This is a genomic window from Sutcliffiella deserti, from assembly GCF_020037475.1.
Taxonomy (GTDB): domain Bacteria; phylum Bacillota; class Bacilli; order Bacillales; family Bacillaceae_I; genus Sutcliffiella_A; species Sutcliffiella_A deserti.
Map to the genome: position 1 here is coordinate 19,712 of NZ_JAIQDB010000017.1, position 19,462 is coordinate 39,173.

At 40.9% G+C, this 19,462-nt stretch carries 14 protein-coding genes and 1 riboswitch; of the genes, 4 read left to right on the forward strand and 10 right to left on the reverse strand.

Annotated elements, in window-relative coordinates:
• Positions 1 to 24: 24 nt before the first annotated feature.
• A riboswitch (cyclic di-GMP riboswitch) is annotated at positions 25 to 113 on the reverse strand.
• 389 nt (positions 114 to 502) lie between these two features.
• From K9B36_RS16570 to K9B36_RS16585, 4 genes are all read right to left on the reverse strand, one after another.
• Positions 503 to 1,288 carry an SDR family oxidoreductase gene (locus K9B36_RS16570; protein WP_223703554.1) on the reverse strand — a complete coding sequence of 262 codons (786 nt, stop codon included), beginning with the start codon at positions 1,286 to 1,288 and terminating at the stop codon, positions 503 to 505.
• A gap of 112 nt (positions 1,289 to 1,400) precedes the next feature.
• Positions 1,401 to 2,015 carry an NUDIX hydrolase gene (locus tag K9B36_RS16575; protein ID WP_223703555.1) on the reverse strand — a complete coding sequence of 205 codons (615 nt, stop codon included), beginning with the start codon at positions 2,013 to 2,015 and terminating at the stop codon, positions 1,401 to 1,403.
• Between the two features lie 674 nt (positions 2,016 to 2,689).
• Positions 2,690 to 3,688: a DUF3231 family protein gene (locus K9B36_RS16580; protein ID WP_223703556.1), complete on the reverse strand. Its 999-nt coding sequence runs from the start codon at positions 3,686 to 3,688 to the stop codon at positions 2,690 to 2,692.
• A gap of 178 nt (positions 3,689 to 3,866) precedes the next feature.
• Positions 3,867 to 4,700, reverse strand: coding sequence for a TetR/AcrR family transcriptional regulator (locus K9B36_RS16585; RefSeq protein ID WP_223703557.1), 834 nt, complete (start codon positions 4,698 to 4,700; stop codon positions 3,867 to 3,869).
• A gap of 99 nt (positions 4,701 to 4,799) precedes the next feature.
• Between K9B36_RS16585 and K9B36_RS16590 the strand changes: the two genes are divergently transcribed.
• Complete coding sequence (locus K9B36_RS16590) at positions 4,800 to 7,883, forward strand: efflux RND transporter permease subunit (RefSeq protein ID WP_223703558.1); 3,084 nt, start codon at positions 4,800 to 4,802, stop codon at positions 7,881 to 7,883.
• 117 nt (positions 7,884 to 8,000) lie between these two features.
• Here the strand turns inward: K9B36_RS16590 and K9B36_RS16595 are convergent, their stop codons facing one another.
• The 4 genes from K9B36_RS16595 to K9B36_RS16610 all read right to left on the reverse strand — a co-directional run bounded on the left by K9B36_RS16595 (position 8,001) and on the right by K9B36_RS16610 (position 14,630).
• The gene (locus tag K9B36_RS16595; protein ID WP_223703559.1) at positions 8,001 to 8,708 is read right to left on the reverse strand and encodes a M48 family metallopeptidase; all 708 of its coding nucleotides are present in this window, start codon (positions 8,706 to 8,708) and stop codon (positions 8,001 to 8,003) included.
• 670 nt (positions 8,709 to 9,378) lie between these two features.
• Positions 9,379 to 10,452, reverse strand: coding sequence for a Gfo/Idh/MocA family protein (locus K9B36_RS16600; protein ID WP_223703560.1), 1,074 nt, complete (start codon positions 10,450 to 10,452; stop codon positions 9,379 to 9,381).
• A 435-nt stretch (positions 10,453 to 10,887) separates the two neighbouring features.
• Positions 10,888 to 12,681 (reverse strand): YhgE/Pip domain-containing protein, encoded by a 1,794-nt coding sequence (locus tag K9B36_RS16605; protein WP_223703562.1) that lies wholly within the window; start codon positions 12,679 to 12,681, stop codon positions 10,888 to 10,890.
• Between the two features lie 2 nt (positions 12,682 to 12,683).
• Entirely contained in the window at positions 12,684 to 14,630 is a 1,947-nt protein-coding gene (locus tag K9B36_RS16610; RefSeq protein ID WP_223703580.1) for an efflux RND transporter permease subunit, read from the reverse strand.
• A gap of 333 nt (positions 14,631 to 14,963) precedes the next feature.
• Here K9B36_RS16610 and K9B36_RS16615 point away from each other — a divergent pair, with 333 nt between their 5' ends.
• From K9B36_RS16615 to K9B36_RS16625, 3 genes are all read left to right on the forward strand, one after another.
• The gene (locus tag K9B36_RS16615; RefSeq protein WP_263399415.1) at positions 14,964 to 15,470 is read left to right on the forward strand and encodes a TetR/AcrR family transcriptional regulator; all 507 of its coding nucleotides are present in this window, start codon (positions 14,964 to 14,966) and stop codon (positions 15,468 to 15,470) included.
• A gap of 97 nt (positions 15,471 to 15,567) precedes the next feature.
• Positions 15,568 to 16,137 carry a biotin transporter BioY gene (locus tag K9B36_RS16620; RefSeq protein ID WP_223703565.1) on the forward strand — a complete coding sequence of 190 codons (570 nt, stop codon included), beginning with the start codon at positions 15,568 to 15,570 and terminating at the stop codon, positions 16,135 to 16,137.
• Between the two features lie 172 nt (positions 16,138 to 16,309).
• Positions 16,310 to 18,349 (forward strand): S9 family peptidase, encoded by a 2,040-nt coding sequence (locus tag K9B36_RS16625; RefSeq protein WP_223703568.1) that lies wholly within the window; start codon positions 16,310 to 16,312, stop codon positions 18,347 to 18,349.
• Between the two features lie 61 nt (positions 18,350 to 18,410).
• Here K9B36_RS16625 and K9B36_RS16630 read toward each other — a convergent pair whose 3' ends face one another.
• Both K9B36_RS16630 and K9B36_RS16635 read right to left on the reverse strand, forming a co-directional pair.
• Positions 18,411 to 18,599, reverse strand: coding sequence for a hypothetical protein (locus K9B36_RS16630; protein ID WP_223703570.1), 189 nt, complete (start codon positions 18,597 to 18,599; stop codon positions 18,411 to 18,413).
• A 65-nt stretch (positions 18,600 to 18,664) separates the two neighbouring features.
• Positions 18,665 to 19,165, reverse strand: coding sequence for a GNAT family N-acetyltransferase (locus tag K9B36_RS16635; protein WP_223703582.1), 501 nt, complete (start codon positions 19,163 to 19,165; stop codon positions 18,665 to 18,667).
• Positions 19,166 to 19,462 lie beyond the last annotated feature (297 nt).

Genomic DNA, 19,462 nt, shown 5'->3' on the forward strand with positions numbered 1-19,462 from the left:
GCTCGCGGTACAAGGACCTAAGAACCTGGCAGCCTGACAACCCTACGTTATTTAAAACGGTTAGGCTCATAGCTTTGCGTCCTTCCCTTTCGTGAAGTTTGCCTTTATCAGATGTATTTATTCCTATTATACTTCCGCTCTGCAAAATAGAAAGATTTATTTTATTTCAGGTTTAGGGGTGAGGGGTGAGCACTTTGTAGCGGATGTCGTAATCTCGGTTCTTAATGGGGAAAGTTTTTACTTAAAGGGCTCCTAAGGAAATAATTATGGCGACTGTTATAACTCCCTGTTCCTTTCTGTTTCAGGTGCTCGCTTTTCGCGGGGCGGTGCGGGAGCCTCCCACTTGGCACTCTAATCAACCATTGAAACAATTGAAAACTAACTAAAAGTACACTTGAAGAAAACCAATAAGAAACCCGAACTCTTTTGAATCCTAAAATTCAAAAGGATAGTTCGGGTTTTCATTAGGTTAAAACATTTTTGCCCAGCCTCTTTTGGAATGTTATATCTCCATGTCCCAACGTTCTTGTTCGGTTTCTTTTAGCTGCTTCTCTGTTTCTTTTGGATAGACTGTGCGGAATTTGTGGTTTTCCGCAGGTATTATCTCTACCATCTTTTCAATCATGTCTTTTGGGTCGAACTGATCTTTTAAACCTTCCTGCTGCTTTTCTATATCTTCTTTGCGCGTAAAATTCTTTTCATCATCAAACCATTTCCAAATTTCCTCAGCACTTCGTTTATTAAACCCTGTTTCGAATGCACCTGGATTAATGGTTGCCACTTTCACACCGAATTCCTCCAGCTCCGCCTTCATCGTTTGTGCAATGCCTTCTAGCGCGTGCTTTGTTGCCGTATACGGTCCAACATAAGGAGTTGCCGAAATTCCCGCCATAGAACTGATAAACACAATTTTCCCACTGCCCTTTTTCACTAACTTTCTTGCAGCAATCTGTGCTGTTTCTAGTGTCGCAAATACATTCACTTCGAAAAGTGCACGGAATCGATCCATCGGCACTTCTGCAAGTGGACCTCCCTCATTGATTGCAGCATTCGCAACAAACACATCAAAATCATACTTTTCCATCTGTTCACGATCACGCACATTGGTAATATCGAGCTTAAATACTTCCATATCCAGACCCTTGTCAGCTGCTTCCCTCATCAGATCGGTTTTCTGTGACGTCAATTCTGTCGTAGCAATTACGCGATGACCTTTTTGTGCAAGCCCTAGCGCCGCTCCTCTTCCAAGACCGCTGCCGGCTCCTGTAATAAAGATAGTTTTACTCATTTAGAATCCTCCTAACTTGGTACTCTATTATTCTGTACTTCCCGTTAGGTTACAGGGTAAAACTTCGAAGAATGGAACGTTTGAATGGAACAAGGTACCTGTCCCCATGATTCTAGCGAGTAAGGTCTACAAAATGCGTTAGTATTTTTGCAGTAAGTCCCCAAATGGTCTTGTTTTCAAATTGATAGAACGTTTCTTCATATGCCCTTGTTTGCCAATTATAATTTTGCCCTCCAGGTATAAGATCGAAAGGAAAATCCAGTTCCGGCTCTAATTTTGTCCGGATGGTATAGATAGCCGGTTTGTTTTCTTTGAAAAAGGAAAGTGGTATCGAAAATACCTCCTCCACCTCTGCTTCATTTGGAGTAATCATTTCAGGCTGTTGAATCATCCCTACATAAGAATATACGATCATTCCAAACGGGGAGACAAGATAATCTAGCGGGGCAACATCAGTAATTCCCTCTACCTCTATACCTAATTCTTCGGTTGTCTCTCTAATTGCGGCAGCCTGCGGAGTCTGATCCGAAAGATCGACTCTTCCCCCTGGAAAACAAATCTCTCCAGGCTGACGACGCATGTTACGAGACCTCACTTCAAACAGAATATGAGTTTCCTCTCCCTTTTGAATAAGTGGTAAAAGAACCGCATATTTAGCGAATTTTTCACTACCAAGGATTGATGGTGTACGGTTTTTCATATTTTGAAGGATATCTTTAGCGTTCATCGACTCACCTCAAGTTTCTTTCTTATACTATAGCAAATTTTCAAAATTCAGTCAGACTTTTAAGAGATACTACCCTCTCATCCTCAAATACAATAATATTTTAAAAAGTTAATTTTCAAAAATAGACTAGAAACCTTATGTTACCTACGTTGAGAAATTGGTTCAATCAAACGTTTGTTTGAAAATTACTATATTAAGAAAAAATACCCACCATTTATTCTGCACAATGAAAATGCGGCTTAAAATATTGTCGATGCTTACTTTTGCTACATTAAATCTAAGGCTGTTTTAAACTCCGCTATTGATTTCCGCAAAAGGCTACGCGTTCTACGGGGTGGTGCTGGAGCCTCTTCGGCAAGCCTGCGGGGTCGCAAGTATTCCGCTATCTCCCGTGGGAGTCTCCGCCTTTTGCTCCAATCATCGCTGAAATAGCGTTTTTATCAACACTCAGCTTTAACAGAGCCAAATCTAAAGAAGATGGCCAACTGGACATGGGGTGGTCCCGCGACAGCATCAATATACTATTTAAGAGATATCTTATCTATCCAACGATAAAATTTTACTAAAGCTTAAAAAGGGATTCGGATGTGACCACACCGAACCCCTTTTGTCTACAAACTGACAAAGATAATAACTTTTCCTGCCATCTACTTGTAAATATGCTGGTTTGGTGATTAATGTACTATTTTATCTTGTTGGGGTGGTTGTTCTAACCAGCTATTATCAATCATAATATTTTGCGCGTTGACACCCAATTTGGCAGTGTCATCGATTAAATCCATATACTGTCTTTTCAAGTCGTTTCTCATCGATAAGGCTAGGGATGTGGCATAATCAGATATTCCTGTTCCGGTTAAAGTAGTTAACTGATACATCATTAGTCTATCGGAAAAAGCTGGTTGTGAAGAGCTGAAAACTTGAGTATCAGAGCCCATAGGAGAAGGCAATTGACTTGAAGTTAAGAATTTCGTAAGGTTACGGATGATTTTTTCCGACATTCGACCGGCCTTTTCAAAAAAATCCCGTAGTTCCTTCTTATCTGCTGTTTGTCCGAATGCTTTTGTCAGCGCATTCCCTAAGACATTTGCTTCAATGTTTGCGAAGACATGAGAAACTTCGATGGCATTTAAGTTTCTTTGATCACCGAATAAATTAATTCCATTCAGATAATCTTTGTTCTCAATAAAATCCGATTTCTTTGGCGGCTCCATAAATGGCGGTCTTGAATAGGTTCCCTTAGCCAACAACAAATCACTTACCTCGTCAAAAACCGTTCTTCCTGCATCTAAGCACTTACGATAATGCTCTCGAATATCTTTACGTGTTGCCATAGTATGCATTATTGAACAGGTCGACATCATTACTTTGGCCATATTCTTTATGAATAGCATAAAAAACGTATCAGAAAATAGTCTAGGTGCGTTAATATCTACATCCTGGCTGCCAAAACCTGTAGGAAGCGGAACATTTTCTAATTCTAATAGACGTTTGGTATCGATATTAAGTTCTTCAACGATTTGCAGGGCATTCATTAGAGTAATCTTAATATCGGGGTCTTCAGTTTTTGCAATAAAATATTGCAGCATACAAATATTGTGAGTGTGACTAATGTACCCCTGCCACAAAGAAGCCATTTCTGAGGAGGTAATTTTGACGCTTTTATGAGAACTCATTAAATTTTCACCTCCTCTAAATATCCTTTTTAAATATTTTCCCCTATACATAGGACAATATACTTACTTCATAATGCGAAAAAGAAGCGTTAAAAATGCAACGCTTCTTTTTCAAGTTTTGTTCCTCATCAGGTGCAATAAAACGTACACATCCCAACAAGCTAGTCTGCTATTAAATTTAAAAACCATAATACTTCACAAGCAGATAGGCAATCCAGTTACACTGAGGATGATTTCGTATGTTTTCAATCAGTCCTTTTACGATTGCAGGTTTTAAAGTTGGTTGACTAAAGTGCTCGAGTAGAAGAACTAACGATTCCTTTTCAATCGGCTCCTCCACTTCCTTTGTTTTCTGTTCAAGGATTTTTACGATTTCTTCCTTCGTCACTTCCTGCTCCAATGGAAGCTGTAACAGTTTGTTAAGTTCCTCGGAGATAAATGGAATCGTCGAATGCCTGGCGAGTATGTTTGTTTTTTCCACGAGCGACTGTGATAGCCTTTCCAAATCAAGCTCCACGTTATGAAAAAGAAACAACTCGGAATAGATCCGCAGGAAACCTTTCACACAATAAATCAGATCATATTTTGTATCTTTAATCTCATTACCATATAACCGCTCGAGCATCATTTGAATGCTTTCCTCAAAGCGGATGTCGTAGCTGCGAGTCTTTAAAATAAATTCCTTACTAATGGATTGTGACTGCTCTTTCATAAGGATCTTGGCGAAATCGGAGTGCCGATAAAAAGAATCCAGCAAGGTGAAATAGAATTTATGTAAAAGTTCCTGATGATTCGTTGTATTTCTGACCAGGTAGTCAACATCAACGGTAACTTGTACCATAAAGTGGTCAATTAAGGCGAGAATTAGCTCGTCCTTTGACTTAAAGGATAAATAGAAAGCACCCTTGGAAATACCGCAATGCTCGGTTATTTGCTGGACCGATGTAGCCTCGAATCCTCGCTGCGCAAAGAGTTCCAGAGCCTTTTCCATAATTAACTGTTTTTTGATCATCTATATTATCTCTCCTATATCAAATTCGTTGACAAATGACTGTACGGTCATTAGTATAAGTAATTGAGTGTAATAAGTCAATTTGGGGAAGGTGTAACAGTGAAAGGGTTAGTCAATTTCGTAATAAAAAACAAACTGGCAGTATGGCTGCTTACTATTATCATTACTGTATCTGGTATTTATTCCGGTACTAAGATGAAAATGGAGACGATTCCGGATATCTCTATTCCATTTTTAATGGTTATGGATGTTTATCCCGGTGCTACTCCCGAGCAAGTAATGGAAGATGTATCCATACCCTTGGAGCAAGCAGTGGAAAGTCTTGAAAATGTGAAATCTGTATTTTCGAATTCTTATTCCAATGTAGCAAGTCTTCAAGTGGAATATGAATATGGAATAGATATGGATGAAGCTAAGCGCGAATTAGAATCCGCTTTGGCGTCGGTAAATTTACCAGAAGGCGCACAGGAACCTACTGTGACAGCAATCAGTATGAACATGATGCCGGTTGTAGCGCTTAGTGCAAGCAGTGAAACGGAGGATATTGTTCAACTATCTTCTACAGTAGAAGAAATTCTGCTTCCGAAAATACAAAAAATTGAAGGTGTTGCATCTGCTAACATTACAGGTCAGCACATCGAGGAAGTGGAGCTCAGCTATAACGAAGAAAGAATGGCGGAGCTTGGCTTAACAAATGAAGATGTAAAACAGATGATTCAAGCAAGTGATATGGCTGTTTCATTAGGACTATTTGAATTTGAGGAAGGCGAAGAAGCGGTAGCTATCGATGGCAAGTTTATGACTGCTGACGAATTGAAAGAAATGCTTATTCCAGTCACTTCTGAAAATTCCCAAGTACCATTTGTGAGACTTGGTGATATCGCCTCCATTGAAGTTGTCGGCAAAGTGCAATCCATTTCCCGTACAAATGGAGCAGATGCAATTGCCATCCAGATCGTGAAAGGCCAGCAGGCAAACACGGTTGATGTGGTGAATGATGTAAAAGAATTGATTGAAGAAGAGCAGAAAAACATTGACGGCCTTGTCATCGATGTGACACTCGACCAAGGTGAGCCAATTGAGAAATCCGTAGCAACGATGGTGGAAAAGGCGTTGTTTGGTGGATTGATTGCAATCCTGATCATCCTGCTATTCCTTCGTGATATCAAGTCGACCATTATTTCCATTGTATCCATTCCCGTTTCAATATTTATGGCATTATTGCTGTTAAACTGGATGGGTATCACTCTTAATATAATGACACTCGGTGCAATTACCGTTGCCATCGGTCGTGTTATTGATGACTCAATTGTTGTCGTCGAAAATATCTACCGACGCCTGCATTTAAAAGAAGAGAAACTTTCAGGGCGTGCACTTGTACGTGAGGCAACCATCGAAATGTTCAAACCGATCTTATCTTCCACACTTGTAACGGTCGCAGTATTCGCACCGCTTATCTTTGTTGGTGGAATGGTCGGCGAGCTATTCATGCCGTTCGCTTTAACGATGACATTTGCACTTGGTGCCTCCCTTTTTGTGGCGGTTACCATTGTTCCTGCATTATCACACTTCCTTTTCAGGAAAAAACTATACAGTGAAAAGAAAGAAAATAATCATCATAAAGAGGTTGGTAAACTCGCAACATGGTATAAAGGAATCCTCTCATGGACTCTTAACCATAAAATCATCACCTCTCTCGTTTCCGTCGCTCTCTTAGTTGGAAGCTTGGCATTAACGCCTATTATCGGCTTTAGCTTTATGGGCAGTGAAGAAGAAAAAGTAATGTACTTAACGTACACGCCAGAAGCCGGCGAGCTGATGGAAGATACATTGGCAAACGTTGAGATTGTCGAAAATGAAATGATGAAAAATGAAAATATTGATATTGTCCAGCTTTCTGTAGCGGAAGGCGGCGATCCGATGTCCTCGATGATGGGCGGAGGGTCAGATGGTGTTTTGATGTATCTGATTTTTGACCCAGACATGGATAACTTCCAGGAAGTACGTGATGAAGTCGAAGATTATGTGTTCAACATTGGCCAATCCGGTGAATGGCAGAGCCAGAATTTCGGAGCAACTTCCATGGTTTCCAATGAATTGAGTTATACCTTCTACAGTGAAGACCTCGATCGATTAAACGAGGCGGTAGCATTGGTAGAAGACGTAATGGCAGAGAACGACGGCTTGAAAGACGTTTCCTCTAGTGCGGAGGATGCCTATGTTGAGCATACTTTCAATGTTGCACAGGATGAACTTCTTCAATATGGTTTGACTGCCGGCCAAATCGCGATGATGCTCAGTCCTCAAAGCGAAGAAGTATTAACGACAGTAGAAAATAATGGTGAGTCCATCGATGTTATTGTCCAACAGGAAGAAGCTGCTCAAGCTAATAACATTGACGATATTTTAGCAACACCAATTCCAACAGCGATGGGTACGACCATTCCACTTTCTGAGCTTGTTACAGTGGAAACAGGTACCACGTTGAGCACGCTCGCCCGTAGCAAGGGAGAATACCACGCAAGTGTAACTGGAACCGTCATTGGAGATGACATTTCAAAGGCGACTGCTGATACAGATGCAGCCTTAGAAGAATTAGAACTTCCACAAGGTGTCAGCATGGAAGTTGGCGGGGTAGCTGCAGATATGAATGAAACATTCACACAGCTTGGATTAGCAATGCTTGCCGCAATTGCGATTGTTTACTTCATTCTGGTTGTTACTTTCGGTGAAGGTGTTGCACCTTTTGCAATACTATTCTCCTTGCCTTTTGCAGTAATTGGAGCATTTGTCGGGCTTTTAATTGGCGGAGAAACTATTTCTGTTCCTGTTATGATGGGACTATTGATGCTGATAGGAATTGTTGTCACCAATGCAATTGTACTCGTGGACCGCATCATTCACATGGAGCGCGACGGCATGACTATGCGCGAAGCGATCCTCGAAGCAGGTTCAACTCGTCTACGCCCAATTCTTATGACAGCAATCGCTACTATTGGAGCATTAGTTCCATTAGCGATCGGCTCGGGTGGTGGTGGCGGACTGATTTCCAAAGGTCTTGGAATCACCGTTATCGGTGGGTTAACAAGTTCGACGTTATTAACATTAATCATTGTACCAATTGTATATGAAGTATTGTCTAAACTATTTAAGAAGAATCGTAAAACTATAGAAGAGAACTAAAAAAAGCCCTGCAAGGCGTTTGATGCCTTGCAGGGCAATTTTTTTTTTAAGAGTAATATGCTGTAGGAAAGATGATTTAATACAATCCTTCTTACAATGTCAATTAATCAAAGACCTTTAGACGGTCATTTTCCAGCTAGATAAAGCCAACCAGTTCTCCTGTTCCTTATAATCAGGCAGGATTTTCCCAACAAGACGCCAAAAGGATCGGTCATGATTCAGATGAACCATATGGCACATTTCGTGAACGACTACGTACTCAAGAACCTCTAGTGGAGCCATCGCGAGCCTCCAATTAAAAGTTAACTGTTGTCTACTGTCACATGTTCCCCAGTTTGCTCTACTATCAGTTATCTTCAGAGAACGAGGTTTTATTTTAAAATTACTTTGATAGTTTTTAATACTCTTTTCTACCAATGCTTTACACTGCTGATAATAAAACCGTTTTAATGCTTGTTTGATTCTTTCCTCTTCTAATTGCTTCACATAAATTTGCAGCCTCTCGCCTTGAAACACTACATGGTCTTGGGTGATTGTTGAATCGTGATAGACCTGTATAGGATATTCGGCTCCTAAATAAAGAAACCTTTCCTCATTTTCATAAGCCTTCTTTTGCGGCCCTTCCAATCTTTCTTTTCTCTCTTTGGATTGTTTCATAATCCATTCCCATTTATCCTCTAATACTTTAAGCACTCGTTCATCGGATGTTCCTTTAGGAGCCTGGACCTCTATATTTCCATAAAAATCAATCGATATGGCTATGGAGGTTCGCTTTTTATAAGTTATCTGGAAGCTGATTGTTTGACCGGAATAAGTATGTATCATTTAATCACCTTTAGTGTCGTTATTTTGCATGGCTGTGTAACACCGCTGTTGATTTCCACGACAGGCTTCGCGTCCGCGGGGCGCTTGGGAAGCCTCTTCGGCTTGCGCCTGCGGGGTCTTCCCTAAGCACTACCTCTTAGCAAGGAGTCTGCGCCTTTCGTTCCAACCAACAGCTAGGGATGCACTTTAATAATACTCATCTTTAATAATGCCAAAAACATAGTAGTAGATTCTCTATGTTAAGGCATTTCTCTTTTAGCGTACAATAATCATTCCCAATTTTCTTAAGGATAATGATTCTATATATTATAACATCTCTCCCCATAAGAAAAACCAGGCTAACCCCCTGGTACTTTTTTAGTTTATTGTTTTATGATATTTGGGTTTAATATCAAAAGAGTAAATCGTTGAGAAATGTTTTGTTTTGATTAAGTTTAGGGGATCCCAACTGGTTATTGGTGCGAAGGGAGCGTACTTCGGACATCAATCTTTATCAACTTTACTTTTCATTTTCCTTGGTCGCTCTTTTTTATACATCATTCTGCGTCACCCTTGGAGAATTATTAGCCCCGGAACTAGTCAACTGCAAAGTTAAAACTTTTGCTTTTTTACCTAAAAAAGGTGGCAGACACTTTTATATAGTGTCTGCCACCTCTCCGAAATACAAATACTATCCAATCTTGATTTTTCGCCCTTCTTCATGAGACTGCTTGATCGCGTCAAGTATAACCTGCACTTGATGCCCAGCTTCAAACTCAGGCAGGTCCGGATGCGTATCATCATTTGCAAGAGCATTATAAACCTGATCCAGCGAGCGATAGAACGCATTGTAATAACCGGCAGCAACCGGATTCATTCCATCAGGGATTTCGAGCGCGCTCTCAATTTCGACTTTCTCTAGTGGTTCATTTCCGAGACCAAGAAATACGGTATCATCCTGCGACATCTTTAGAGTTCCTTCTGTTCCGTATATCTCCAGCTCCCATCCTTCTGCATGACGCAGAGCAATGTTGGAGCCAATCGTGAAAGTTCCCCCGCCAACAAAGTTCCCCATCGCCTGGAATGCATCATCTGCTGTTCGAACTTCCTTTTTACCGTTCTCGTCTGTGAACTCGGGTACATGTGTGGTAAGTTGACCGGAAATAGAATCAACCTGTGCGTTCGTCCACCAAAGAAGCGAGTCAATTAGATGCGAACCGACAGCACCAAGCATCCCTCCAGCCTGGTCTTTTTGACTTAGCCACCCTCTTTTAGCAGTAGCATATCGCTCATAGCCTGCAATATTTAAAGAAAAGTTCACATGCATCACTTTTCCGATTTTTCCGCCTAATAGGATTTCTTTCACTTTTTGTCTTGCAGGTAAAAACCGGTATTCAAAATTGATCCAACCCTTTTTCGATGCTTCATCTCTAGCCCTAATCATATTTTCTGCCTCACTGGCATCAAAGGACATCGGTTTTTCACACAATACATGACAGCCTTTTTCAAATGCTTTAACAGCCATCTCATGATGAAGCAAAGGAGCAGATGCAACAGAAACCAGGTCAAGCTCCTCTTGTTCCAACATGTCCTGCCAATTATCATATACCTTCAGCACACCAGTCTCGTCGCTAATTTCATCAAGTCTTCCTCGTGCTACACTTGCGATGGAAACAACCTCAAATCCGGGATGACTTTGCATAACTGGTGCATGAACTTTCGCACCAAAACCTGTACCGATAATTCCTACTCTTACTTTATCCATAATCGCTTATCCCCTTTTGTATGTTTTATTTCGAACTACGAAAATTATGCTTTCTCTACCAATTCGACAAAAACAGCACTTTTCCTTCTAATGGAAAAGTGCTGTTTTATTTTAACTTTTAGGCTCTGTTAAAGATGAGTGTTGAATATAGTACTTCACCAGCGATGATTGGAGCAAAAGGCGGAGACTCCAACGGGAGATAGCGGTAGACTGGAGACCCCGCAGGCGAAGCCGAGGAGGCTCCAGCACCGCCCCGTGGAACGCGTAGCCTTTTGCGGAAATCAACAGCGGCGTTTAACACAGCCAACTTTTAGAATTGTCTGGAGGGAAAACCATAAAAAGCTTCTTAAAACAACGCCTTAAACAATTCCCAAAAGCCCTTCTTTTTCTCTGGCNCTTTTAGAATTGTCTGGAGGGAAAACCATAAAAAGCTTCTTAAAACAACGCCTTAAACAATTCCCAAAAGCCCTTCTTTTTCTCTGGCTCTGCTTCTTTCGTTGCTTTTTCTTCGATTTTGATGCTTTCCGTTTTTATAACAAATTGAACAGAAGAGACTTTTTCATTTTTTGAAGAAACGAAGGATACCGGTTCAAAGTCGGATTTGTCATACTCTTGAATCATCGAGTTGATTTCCTCTTCCATTTGGTCTGGTAAGTCTTTGGTTTCCTGATAAAGTTCGTCCGTTCCGTTTTGAAGCTCACCGACTCCTTCTGCTAATTCCCTTGTTCCTCCTGTCAATCCCACTAATCCGGAGTGCAAATCAAGATAAGACGAGGCTAATTGGTCTACCCCATCTGTATAGCTAACTAATCCGGAGTGGAACTGATTGTAATTAGAAGACAATGTCTCCATGCCTTTTTGCAATTCACTTAGCCCGCTAACATCTGTCGCCGCAAGTGAGTTAGTAATGTCCTCGGCAATTGAACTTAGTGTCCCGCTTATCCCTATCACAGACTCATCCACTTGGTTTAAGGATGGTTCTACGGCTGCAAAAGCTTCGTGTACATTGCCATATGTCCCTTTCACTTTTTGTGAAGCTGTGTATGATGCGACCAGTTTATCAAGAACCTCGGAATCCGCTCCACTCTCATACAATGCATTGATTTCCTCCTCTGAGAGCTGATGACCAGGGATTTCATTTATCGCCCCATCCAACGCATTATATGCAGCTGAATAGTTCTCTTGAAGAGTTGTAAGACCACTTGCCGTCTGTGTAAGGCCATCCGCTAAGCCCTTAAGACCTGCCGGTAATTCAGTCAGGCTGGTCAAGTCTGTCTCCGCTCCCTCTGAAAGGGATTGATTTATGCTTCTAAGTGCTTCACGTATAGAGCTGGATGCACTCACTATTTCAGAGGAGGAGCCGGATAGCTCGCTCATCCCATTTTTATATTTTTCGGAACCAGTACTCAGGCTTGCCGCACCTTGGTTTAATTGAGATGCACCATCTTGAAGGTCAGCAACACCATTATTTAACTCTCCAATAGCATCTGATAATACCGTCATTTCCTCTGTCATCCCTTCCGTCCCGGTAGTATCAATCGGGAGTGAAGAGGGAATGGCTGCTATTTCAACACCTTGAAATTCGAAGCCTGTGACATCTGCCTCAAGCGTCAGCTCTTCTTCTTTTCCAGGCATGACAGTAAAAGTGACCTGCTTATTTTTCCCCACATTAGCAATCATTCCATCAGTTGCTTCAAGATTCTGATAGGTGTTCGGAACCAACATGGAAACTTGTAAGAGATAGTTGTCATAGAATACCGAATCGACATTGTTATTCTCTGCTGTGGTGATATTGATTTTGACGTGACCGGATTCTCCTGCAAGTTCCGATGGCTCCACTTTACGCCCATCAAGAAAATAAGAAACCGTCACCTCCCACGGCAATTCGCGATTCTCTTCCATGTTTCCTTGATAATAGAATTTTCCTTCGGGAGCATCAAATCGAACGTTCTGTCCCTCTTGTTCAAGCTCCGTTACATCGGTGAGATTTTTAACGCTTCTATATGGTCCGTAATCAAGGATTTCCCCTGCCTGAGCCACATCCAATGTATTTACCACATAGATAGAGCCTGGTTCCCCGTTCGCTTTTAGCGTTGCATACACAACTTCATCCTTTGAAGTGACTTTCCCCTTGGCAGTTTCCGCCCCTGTCTGACCGGCATAGCTTACTACTGTAGGAAAGATAAGCATCAGCGCGAGCCCTGCGTATAATAGATGTTTTTTTCTCATCCTCACTTCTCCTCTTTATAAAAATTAGCTTTATAGGTCGTTTTCTTAATAAACTTATCAAATATCAACAGCATAGCTGGTAAAAATAACACTACCATCACAAAGGCAAGCAACGCCCCTCTGCCAAGCAATAATCCAATCGATGCCACAATCGGATTGGAAGATGTGATCCATAAAATAAAGCCTACACTCGACAAAATCGCCGCAGAAATGGAAATGGAGAATGTCTTTTCATCTAATGTTTTCTTTATCGCTTTTATAGCAGTCATTTCCTTGCGGTGATGATTATAAGCCTCTGTGTATAAAATGGCATAATCGACCGTTGCTGCAAGCTGTACCGTACTGATGATTAAATAACCTACAAACACTAGCGGTGTATTCGTAAAATAAGGAATGGATAAATTAATCCAGACGGCAGATTGAATGGTGATAAGTAATACCAGTGGAATGGTAAAAGACCGAAAGCTCACCATCAGTACAATCGCTATTGTCACTACCGTTAAGATATTTACAAGGACATTATCCTTTGTGACCGTTTCTTTTATATCATATAATGTGGCACTTTCACCTAAGCTGAGTGCCTTATCTCCATAATAATCTGCAGACGTTTGCTTCACTTTTTCTACTATCGAAAAAGGAATCTCCCCTTCTGTTCCCTGATTTGTATTAATTACAATACGACTATAATTTTCAGAGTAGAATTCATTCGTAATGGATTCATCCAAATATTCAGGAGGAATCACCGAGCCAACCGTATTCACATACGCAAAGACACTTGTCACATAATCGAGCCCTTCTAAATCAGAGACAAGCTCCTCCTCTTTTGCCACCTCACCTCTAGGAACTAAAAGAACGATCGGCGTCGTTTCACCAAACGACTCTTCAATTATTTTAAAATCACTGCCGGCACGCGTGTGCTCCGGTTGAACACCAAGACCGTACGTAAATGCCGTATTTGTTTGCGCTAAAAAGGCAGGAATAAGGATCGCAAACACAAGAAGTAAACTAGGAATCTTCCATTTAACTACCTTGTTACCAAAGCCTTCGAAACTTGGAATAAAACTTTTATGCTTCGTTTTATCCATCCATTTATAGAAAAACAGGGTGAGAGCTGGCAGGAATATCATGACACTTATGAAACTTAGGACAATTCCCTTTACTAAATTCAACCCAAGATCTGAACCAATTTCAAATTCCATGAACGTAAGTGCGATAAACCCAAAAAACGTTGTTGCAGCACTTGCCGTGATGGCGGGGAATGACTTTTTCATCGCTAGCGCCATCGCTTCTTCCGGATTATTTGTTTTCTTCCTATAATCCGAGAAGCTATGTAGCAAAAACACCGCATAATCTAGCGATACGGCCAGCTGCAAGATTGGGGCAACCGACTGGGTAACGAAGGAAACCTCACCAATAAAGATATTTGTTCCTAAGTTAATCAAAACGGAAACACCGATAGCCGTTAGGAAAAATATCGGTTCTACCCACGAAGTAGTAGAAATAACCAAAATTAAAATAATGATTGGAACTAATAATAGTCCTGCATATAAAGACTCAGTCCCGGCCATTTTTTGTGAGCTTGCCGTGTTAATGGCTTCACCCGCAATCGCTCCATCTTCCCCGATTACTTCATAGATGGCATCTGTTATTGTAACCTCGTCCCCAGTGCGGACACTGATGGAAAAGAGTGCATTTTCATCCTTATAATAATTTTCGACCATTTCTTGTTCTGCTACTTCCAAGGGGGTCTTCAAATCCATTACATCATCAAGCCACATCACTTCAGAAACTCCGTCGATGGCTGATAGTCTTTCTTTATATGCTAGTGCTTCCTGTACGGTAACATCCATTACCATGACACTCGTATTCGGAACAGCCCCTGAAAACTCATTTTCCATGATGTCCATCGCCTGTGTTGATTGGGCATCATCAGGTAAATAATCAACCATATTGTAATTGACTGACACAAAAAATTGCGCAATCACTGATAGGAGGGTAATTAAACCAAACGTGATTAGTACAGCCTTTTTATGTTTTATAATACGGGATGCAATATTTATCGTCTTTCATCCTCTCTTGTGTGTTTCACTTTTTCACCTTATCATTATATAAAACACAGTGTTGGTTATTCAACAAACAGTTGCGCGCGTAACGTTCATTGCACAACAGTCAGGCCTGTTTTGTCGGATAATTAGCCTAACAAAGGAAAGGATTGTGGATATGTGACCTCAAAAATGGACAGACGCAAACAATATACTCGCATGGTTTTAAAGGAAAGCCTTATGAAACTATTAAAGGAAAAACAAATTTCAAGCATTACCATTAAAGAAATTTGTGAGCTAGCAGACATCAACCGCTCAACCTTTTATGCCCACTTTTCCAGTCAATACGACCTGCTTCATTCAATTGAAGAAGCGTTCATCGAGGAGATGGCGGAAACACTTAATCAATATAATTTCTCCAAAGAAGAGGAAGCTTTCCAGATGACCGAAAAAATTTTCGAATACATCGCAGAAAAAAGCGAGATCTGCCAACTCCTCTTTAGCGAAAATAGCGATACCCATTTTCAAAAAAGGGGCATGATGATTACAAAGCAATTTATTTTCAAAAACTGGATCACAGACAAACAACTTGACCAGGAAACGTTTGACTATTTAAGTATATTCTTTGTAAGTGGCAGTATTTATATGATTAAAAATTGGTTGGAAAACGGAATGAACAAAACCCCCAGAGAGATGGCAGAGATCTTGAATAATTTTATTAATAAGGGATTGTCTGATATGAGATAGGGGATGCTTTCTTGAGAAGAAAAAACCTTTCCAATATCACAAACTATATGTTAACTTTAGTTTATATTAGGTTTACATATAGAGAGGGGTACCGGAGATGGTCGTAAGAAATGAAAGATTAAGGTGGATGATTTTATGTTCGATGTTTGCTGCAATAACAGCTGTTTTAGCTCAGGTTGAGATTCCATTGCCTATTGTACCAATAAGTGGCCAAACACTCGCGGTTGGCCTTGCAGCAACGATTCTAGGGAGTAGATATGGTGCTATCTCCATGGTATGCTATGTCGCTCTAGGAGCAATCGGGTTACCCGTATTTGCCGAAATGAAAGCTGGTTTTTCCGTATTGGTTGGTCCTACAGGAGGGTACATATTCGGATTTATTGCTGCTGCCTATATAACAGGCTACATTTTGGAGAAAACATCCTTTACACTTAGGATGGCGATGATCGCTAACACTGTCGGAATGATCGTCACTTTATTGGCCGGAACTATCCAATTAAAACTCGTATTGGATTTCACATGGACGCAAGCATTAGCTGTTGGAGTTTATCCATTTATTGCTGTTGGGCTTATAAAAGCTTTTTTGGCCAGTTGGATTGGAATTACTATAAGGCAACGATTAGTACAGGCAAACTTACTTCGGGTAAAACAGGATATTGCAGCATAAGTATAATATCTACCGTCACCTCTCGTTTCATAATCGAACTGGGAATTGGCGGTTTTTATTATAGTGGGCGAAAAATAACTTCTAAATGTTGTGATTTTTCTAAAAACCATTTTATTTCGCCTTACGAAATGATACTATAGACTAATAGTATATAAAAATGGAGGAATGTATTATGACAAAACGTCCCATTACAGCTGAAGATTTATGTAAATTCAAGTTTGTAGGAGACCCGAATCTATCACCCGGCAAAGACAAAGCAGCTTATGTTCTGACTCATGTGGACAAAGAAAAAGATGGCTATTATTCTTCTATCTATGTGACGGATCTTAAGGGAGAAGGCAGACAGTTTACTTCTCATTATTCAAAAGATAAGTTAATAAAAGATACAGCTCCAAAGTGGTCACCAGATGGAAGCACCATTGCGTTCCGCTCCAACCGTACAGGAAAAAATCAAGTTTGGCTTTTACATACAGACGGAGGGGAAGCTGTTCAATTAACTGACGTGAAGCAAGGAATTGGCGAATTCACTTGGTCTCCAGACGGTAGTCAGCTTGCTCTAACGATTAACGGAGAATTCAAACTAACCTCAGATAAGGACGAAGAGAAAAAGGACGAAAAAAGCGATGTGAAGGTAATTACGAGACTTCGTTACAAAGGGGACGGAGTTGGGATCTATAATGAGGACCGCAAGCATGTGTACCTGTTTGACATCGAAACAAAATCCTATACAAAAATTACGGATGGCGAGCATGATTTTGGCCAGCCACGTTTCACTCCGGACGGGAAAAACCTGTTCTATATTGGCACAAAGGCTGAGGATAAAGAGTGGGGCTATCTTCCTGCAATCTGGAAATACGATATGGAGGCAAAAGAGGAAACTATCTTTTATCAGGCAAATGGCTATGTGATGGCTCCTTCTGTATCACCGGATGGCAGATGGCTCGCTGTGGCAGGACATGAACGTGGGGAAAGAAGCCAAGGAAATGCAAATGTACTCTTAATTTCCATTGAATCAGGCGAAGTCAAAAATCTGACAGAAAGCTTTGATTACACAGCCGGAAACCTTGTTGGTGCCGATGCAAAGTATGACACGGCGGAATTGCGATTAATCTGGGGCACTAACAGCACGAACATTTATTTCAGTGCAACAGTTGGCGGAGACTGCCAGCTGTTCAAGGTTAACCTGGAAGGAGAAGTTTCCGCTGCCCTTTCTCCAGAGATCGCATCTGTGACATCCTATGATCTCGTAAATGATGATCAAGCAGTCCTTGTTCTTGCTACGCCTTATTCTACAGGAGACTTGGTGACGCAGGATTTAAATAATGTGAAAAACACTTCCAAATTAACGGATTGGAATAAAGATCTCTATAACGAGGTGCATTTAAGCACTCCGGAAATCTATCATTATAAGAGCACAGATGGCAAGGAAATTGAAGGATGGATTATGAAGCCTTATGGATTTGAGGAAGGCAAGAAATATCCAATGATCCTTCAGATCCACGGTGGACCAGCAACAGCATACGGAAACGGCCTGCATCATGAAATGCAGCTAATGACGGCTAAAGGGTATGTGGTAGTTTATACAAATCCAAGAGGAAGCCATGGCTATGGTCACGATTTTGTTAATGCTGTCATCGGGGATTACGGCGGAATGGACTATGAAGACATTATCGCAGGTGCAGACTATGCCCTGGCAAACTTCGACTATATCGATCATGAGCAGCAGTTCGTAACAGGCGGAAGCTACGGCGGCTATATGACCAACGTCATCGTCACTCGTACAAACCGTTTTAAAGCGGCCGTTACCCAGCGCAGCATCTGCAATTGGCATAGCTTCTACGGAACAAGTGACATCGGCTTTTTCTTCACAGAATGGCAGCATGGACATGCAGATCTATGGGATGATGCAGTAAAGTTATTAGAAATCTCCCCAATTCACCATGCACGTAACGTGAAAACACCGACACTAATCTTGCACAGCGAACAGGACTTGCGTTGTCCAATGGAGCAGGCAGAGCAATGGTATATTGCCCTTAAACGCCTTGGTGTGGATACGAAATTTGTTCGCTTCCCAGATGAAAACCATGATCTATCACGTTCCGGTAAGCCAAATCACCGTTTAGAGCGATTGGAGCATTTGATTGGTTGGTTTGATGACAGAAGAAAAGAAAAAACTGTGGATAATAAAGAGGCAGTTGTTTCAGCGGAGTAGGATGTAAAATGGAGAGAGATTGGGAATGGTTGACTCCTAATCTCTTTTTTCAGTTAAAAAATTAATTATGTCCCCCACCATCGTTTCCACCGTTATTATGTTGAAATTGATGCCTTGTTGTCTCTGTTTCGACGCTATGATTTCCTTTGTTCACATCAGGAGAACCACCCAACCCGCTGTTCTTCTTGTCTAAATAAAACACTATTCCCAAGAGCAGCAAGATAGGAACTATAATGAATAACCAAATCATCGAACCCCCCCTTTATTTAACTATATTACGTATGACGGGAGTGAAAGTTTCGTTTTTGTTTAGTATTACAAAAACAATTCCAAAACCATCAATTCTTCATCATAGTATGTACCCTCAATTTTCAATCCTTTTTTGTCCACTCCATACGTGGTGAATCCTAAAGATTGATACAGTTTTTTTGCTGGTTCATTGGTTGCCATAACGGATAGATGAAGTTGTTCGATTTCCCCTAAACCCTTAGCCTTACCAATCGCCTCTTTCATTAACGCTCTCCCTATACCTGATTTACGATGCTCTGCACCAACATACATTGCGACAATATGGGCTCTATGCTTAATTTTTGCTTTCGTTTCACATATCAAGGTAACAGTACCGATTAATCTCTTCTCATCAAATGCACCAAATGTGAAAATATGTTGAAAGTTCATTCTGTTTTTAAAGGTTTCCAGCGGATATTCTTTTTCCTCTTCATAACTGGAGCTAAACGCCTCCGGGCTATTGTTCAATGCCTCCAGCCTTAGCTTTCTGTAGTTGGCCGCATCGTCCGGTGTTAGTAATTTAATAATCATCGATCATCCACTCCTTATACTTCCTATATATATTTGTTTATAATATATCAGTGAATGGTTGTATTGGATAGAGTGCTTTTCGTGTTCATAATGGTACATGTTTTTCGTCATTCTTAGTTTTTATGTACTTACTTTGCTCTTGTTGGTACATCATCCACCGTCTTCCACCCTTTTTATGTACTTACTTTGCCCTTGTTGGTACATCATCCGGCGACTTGCACTCTTTTCATGTACTTTCTTTGCCCGGGAATGCACATCATCCGGCTCCAACTCCTCTTTTCATGTACTTTCTTT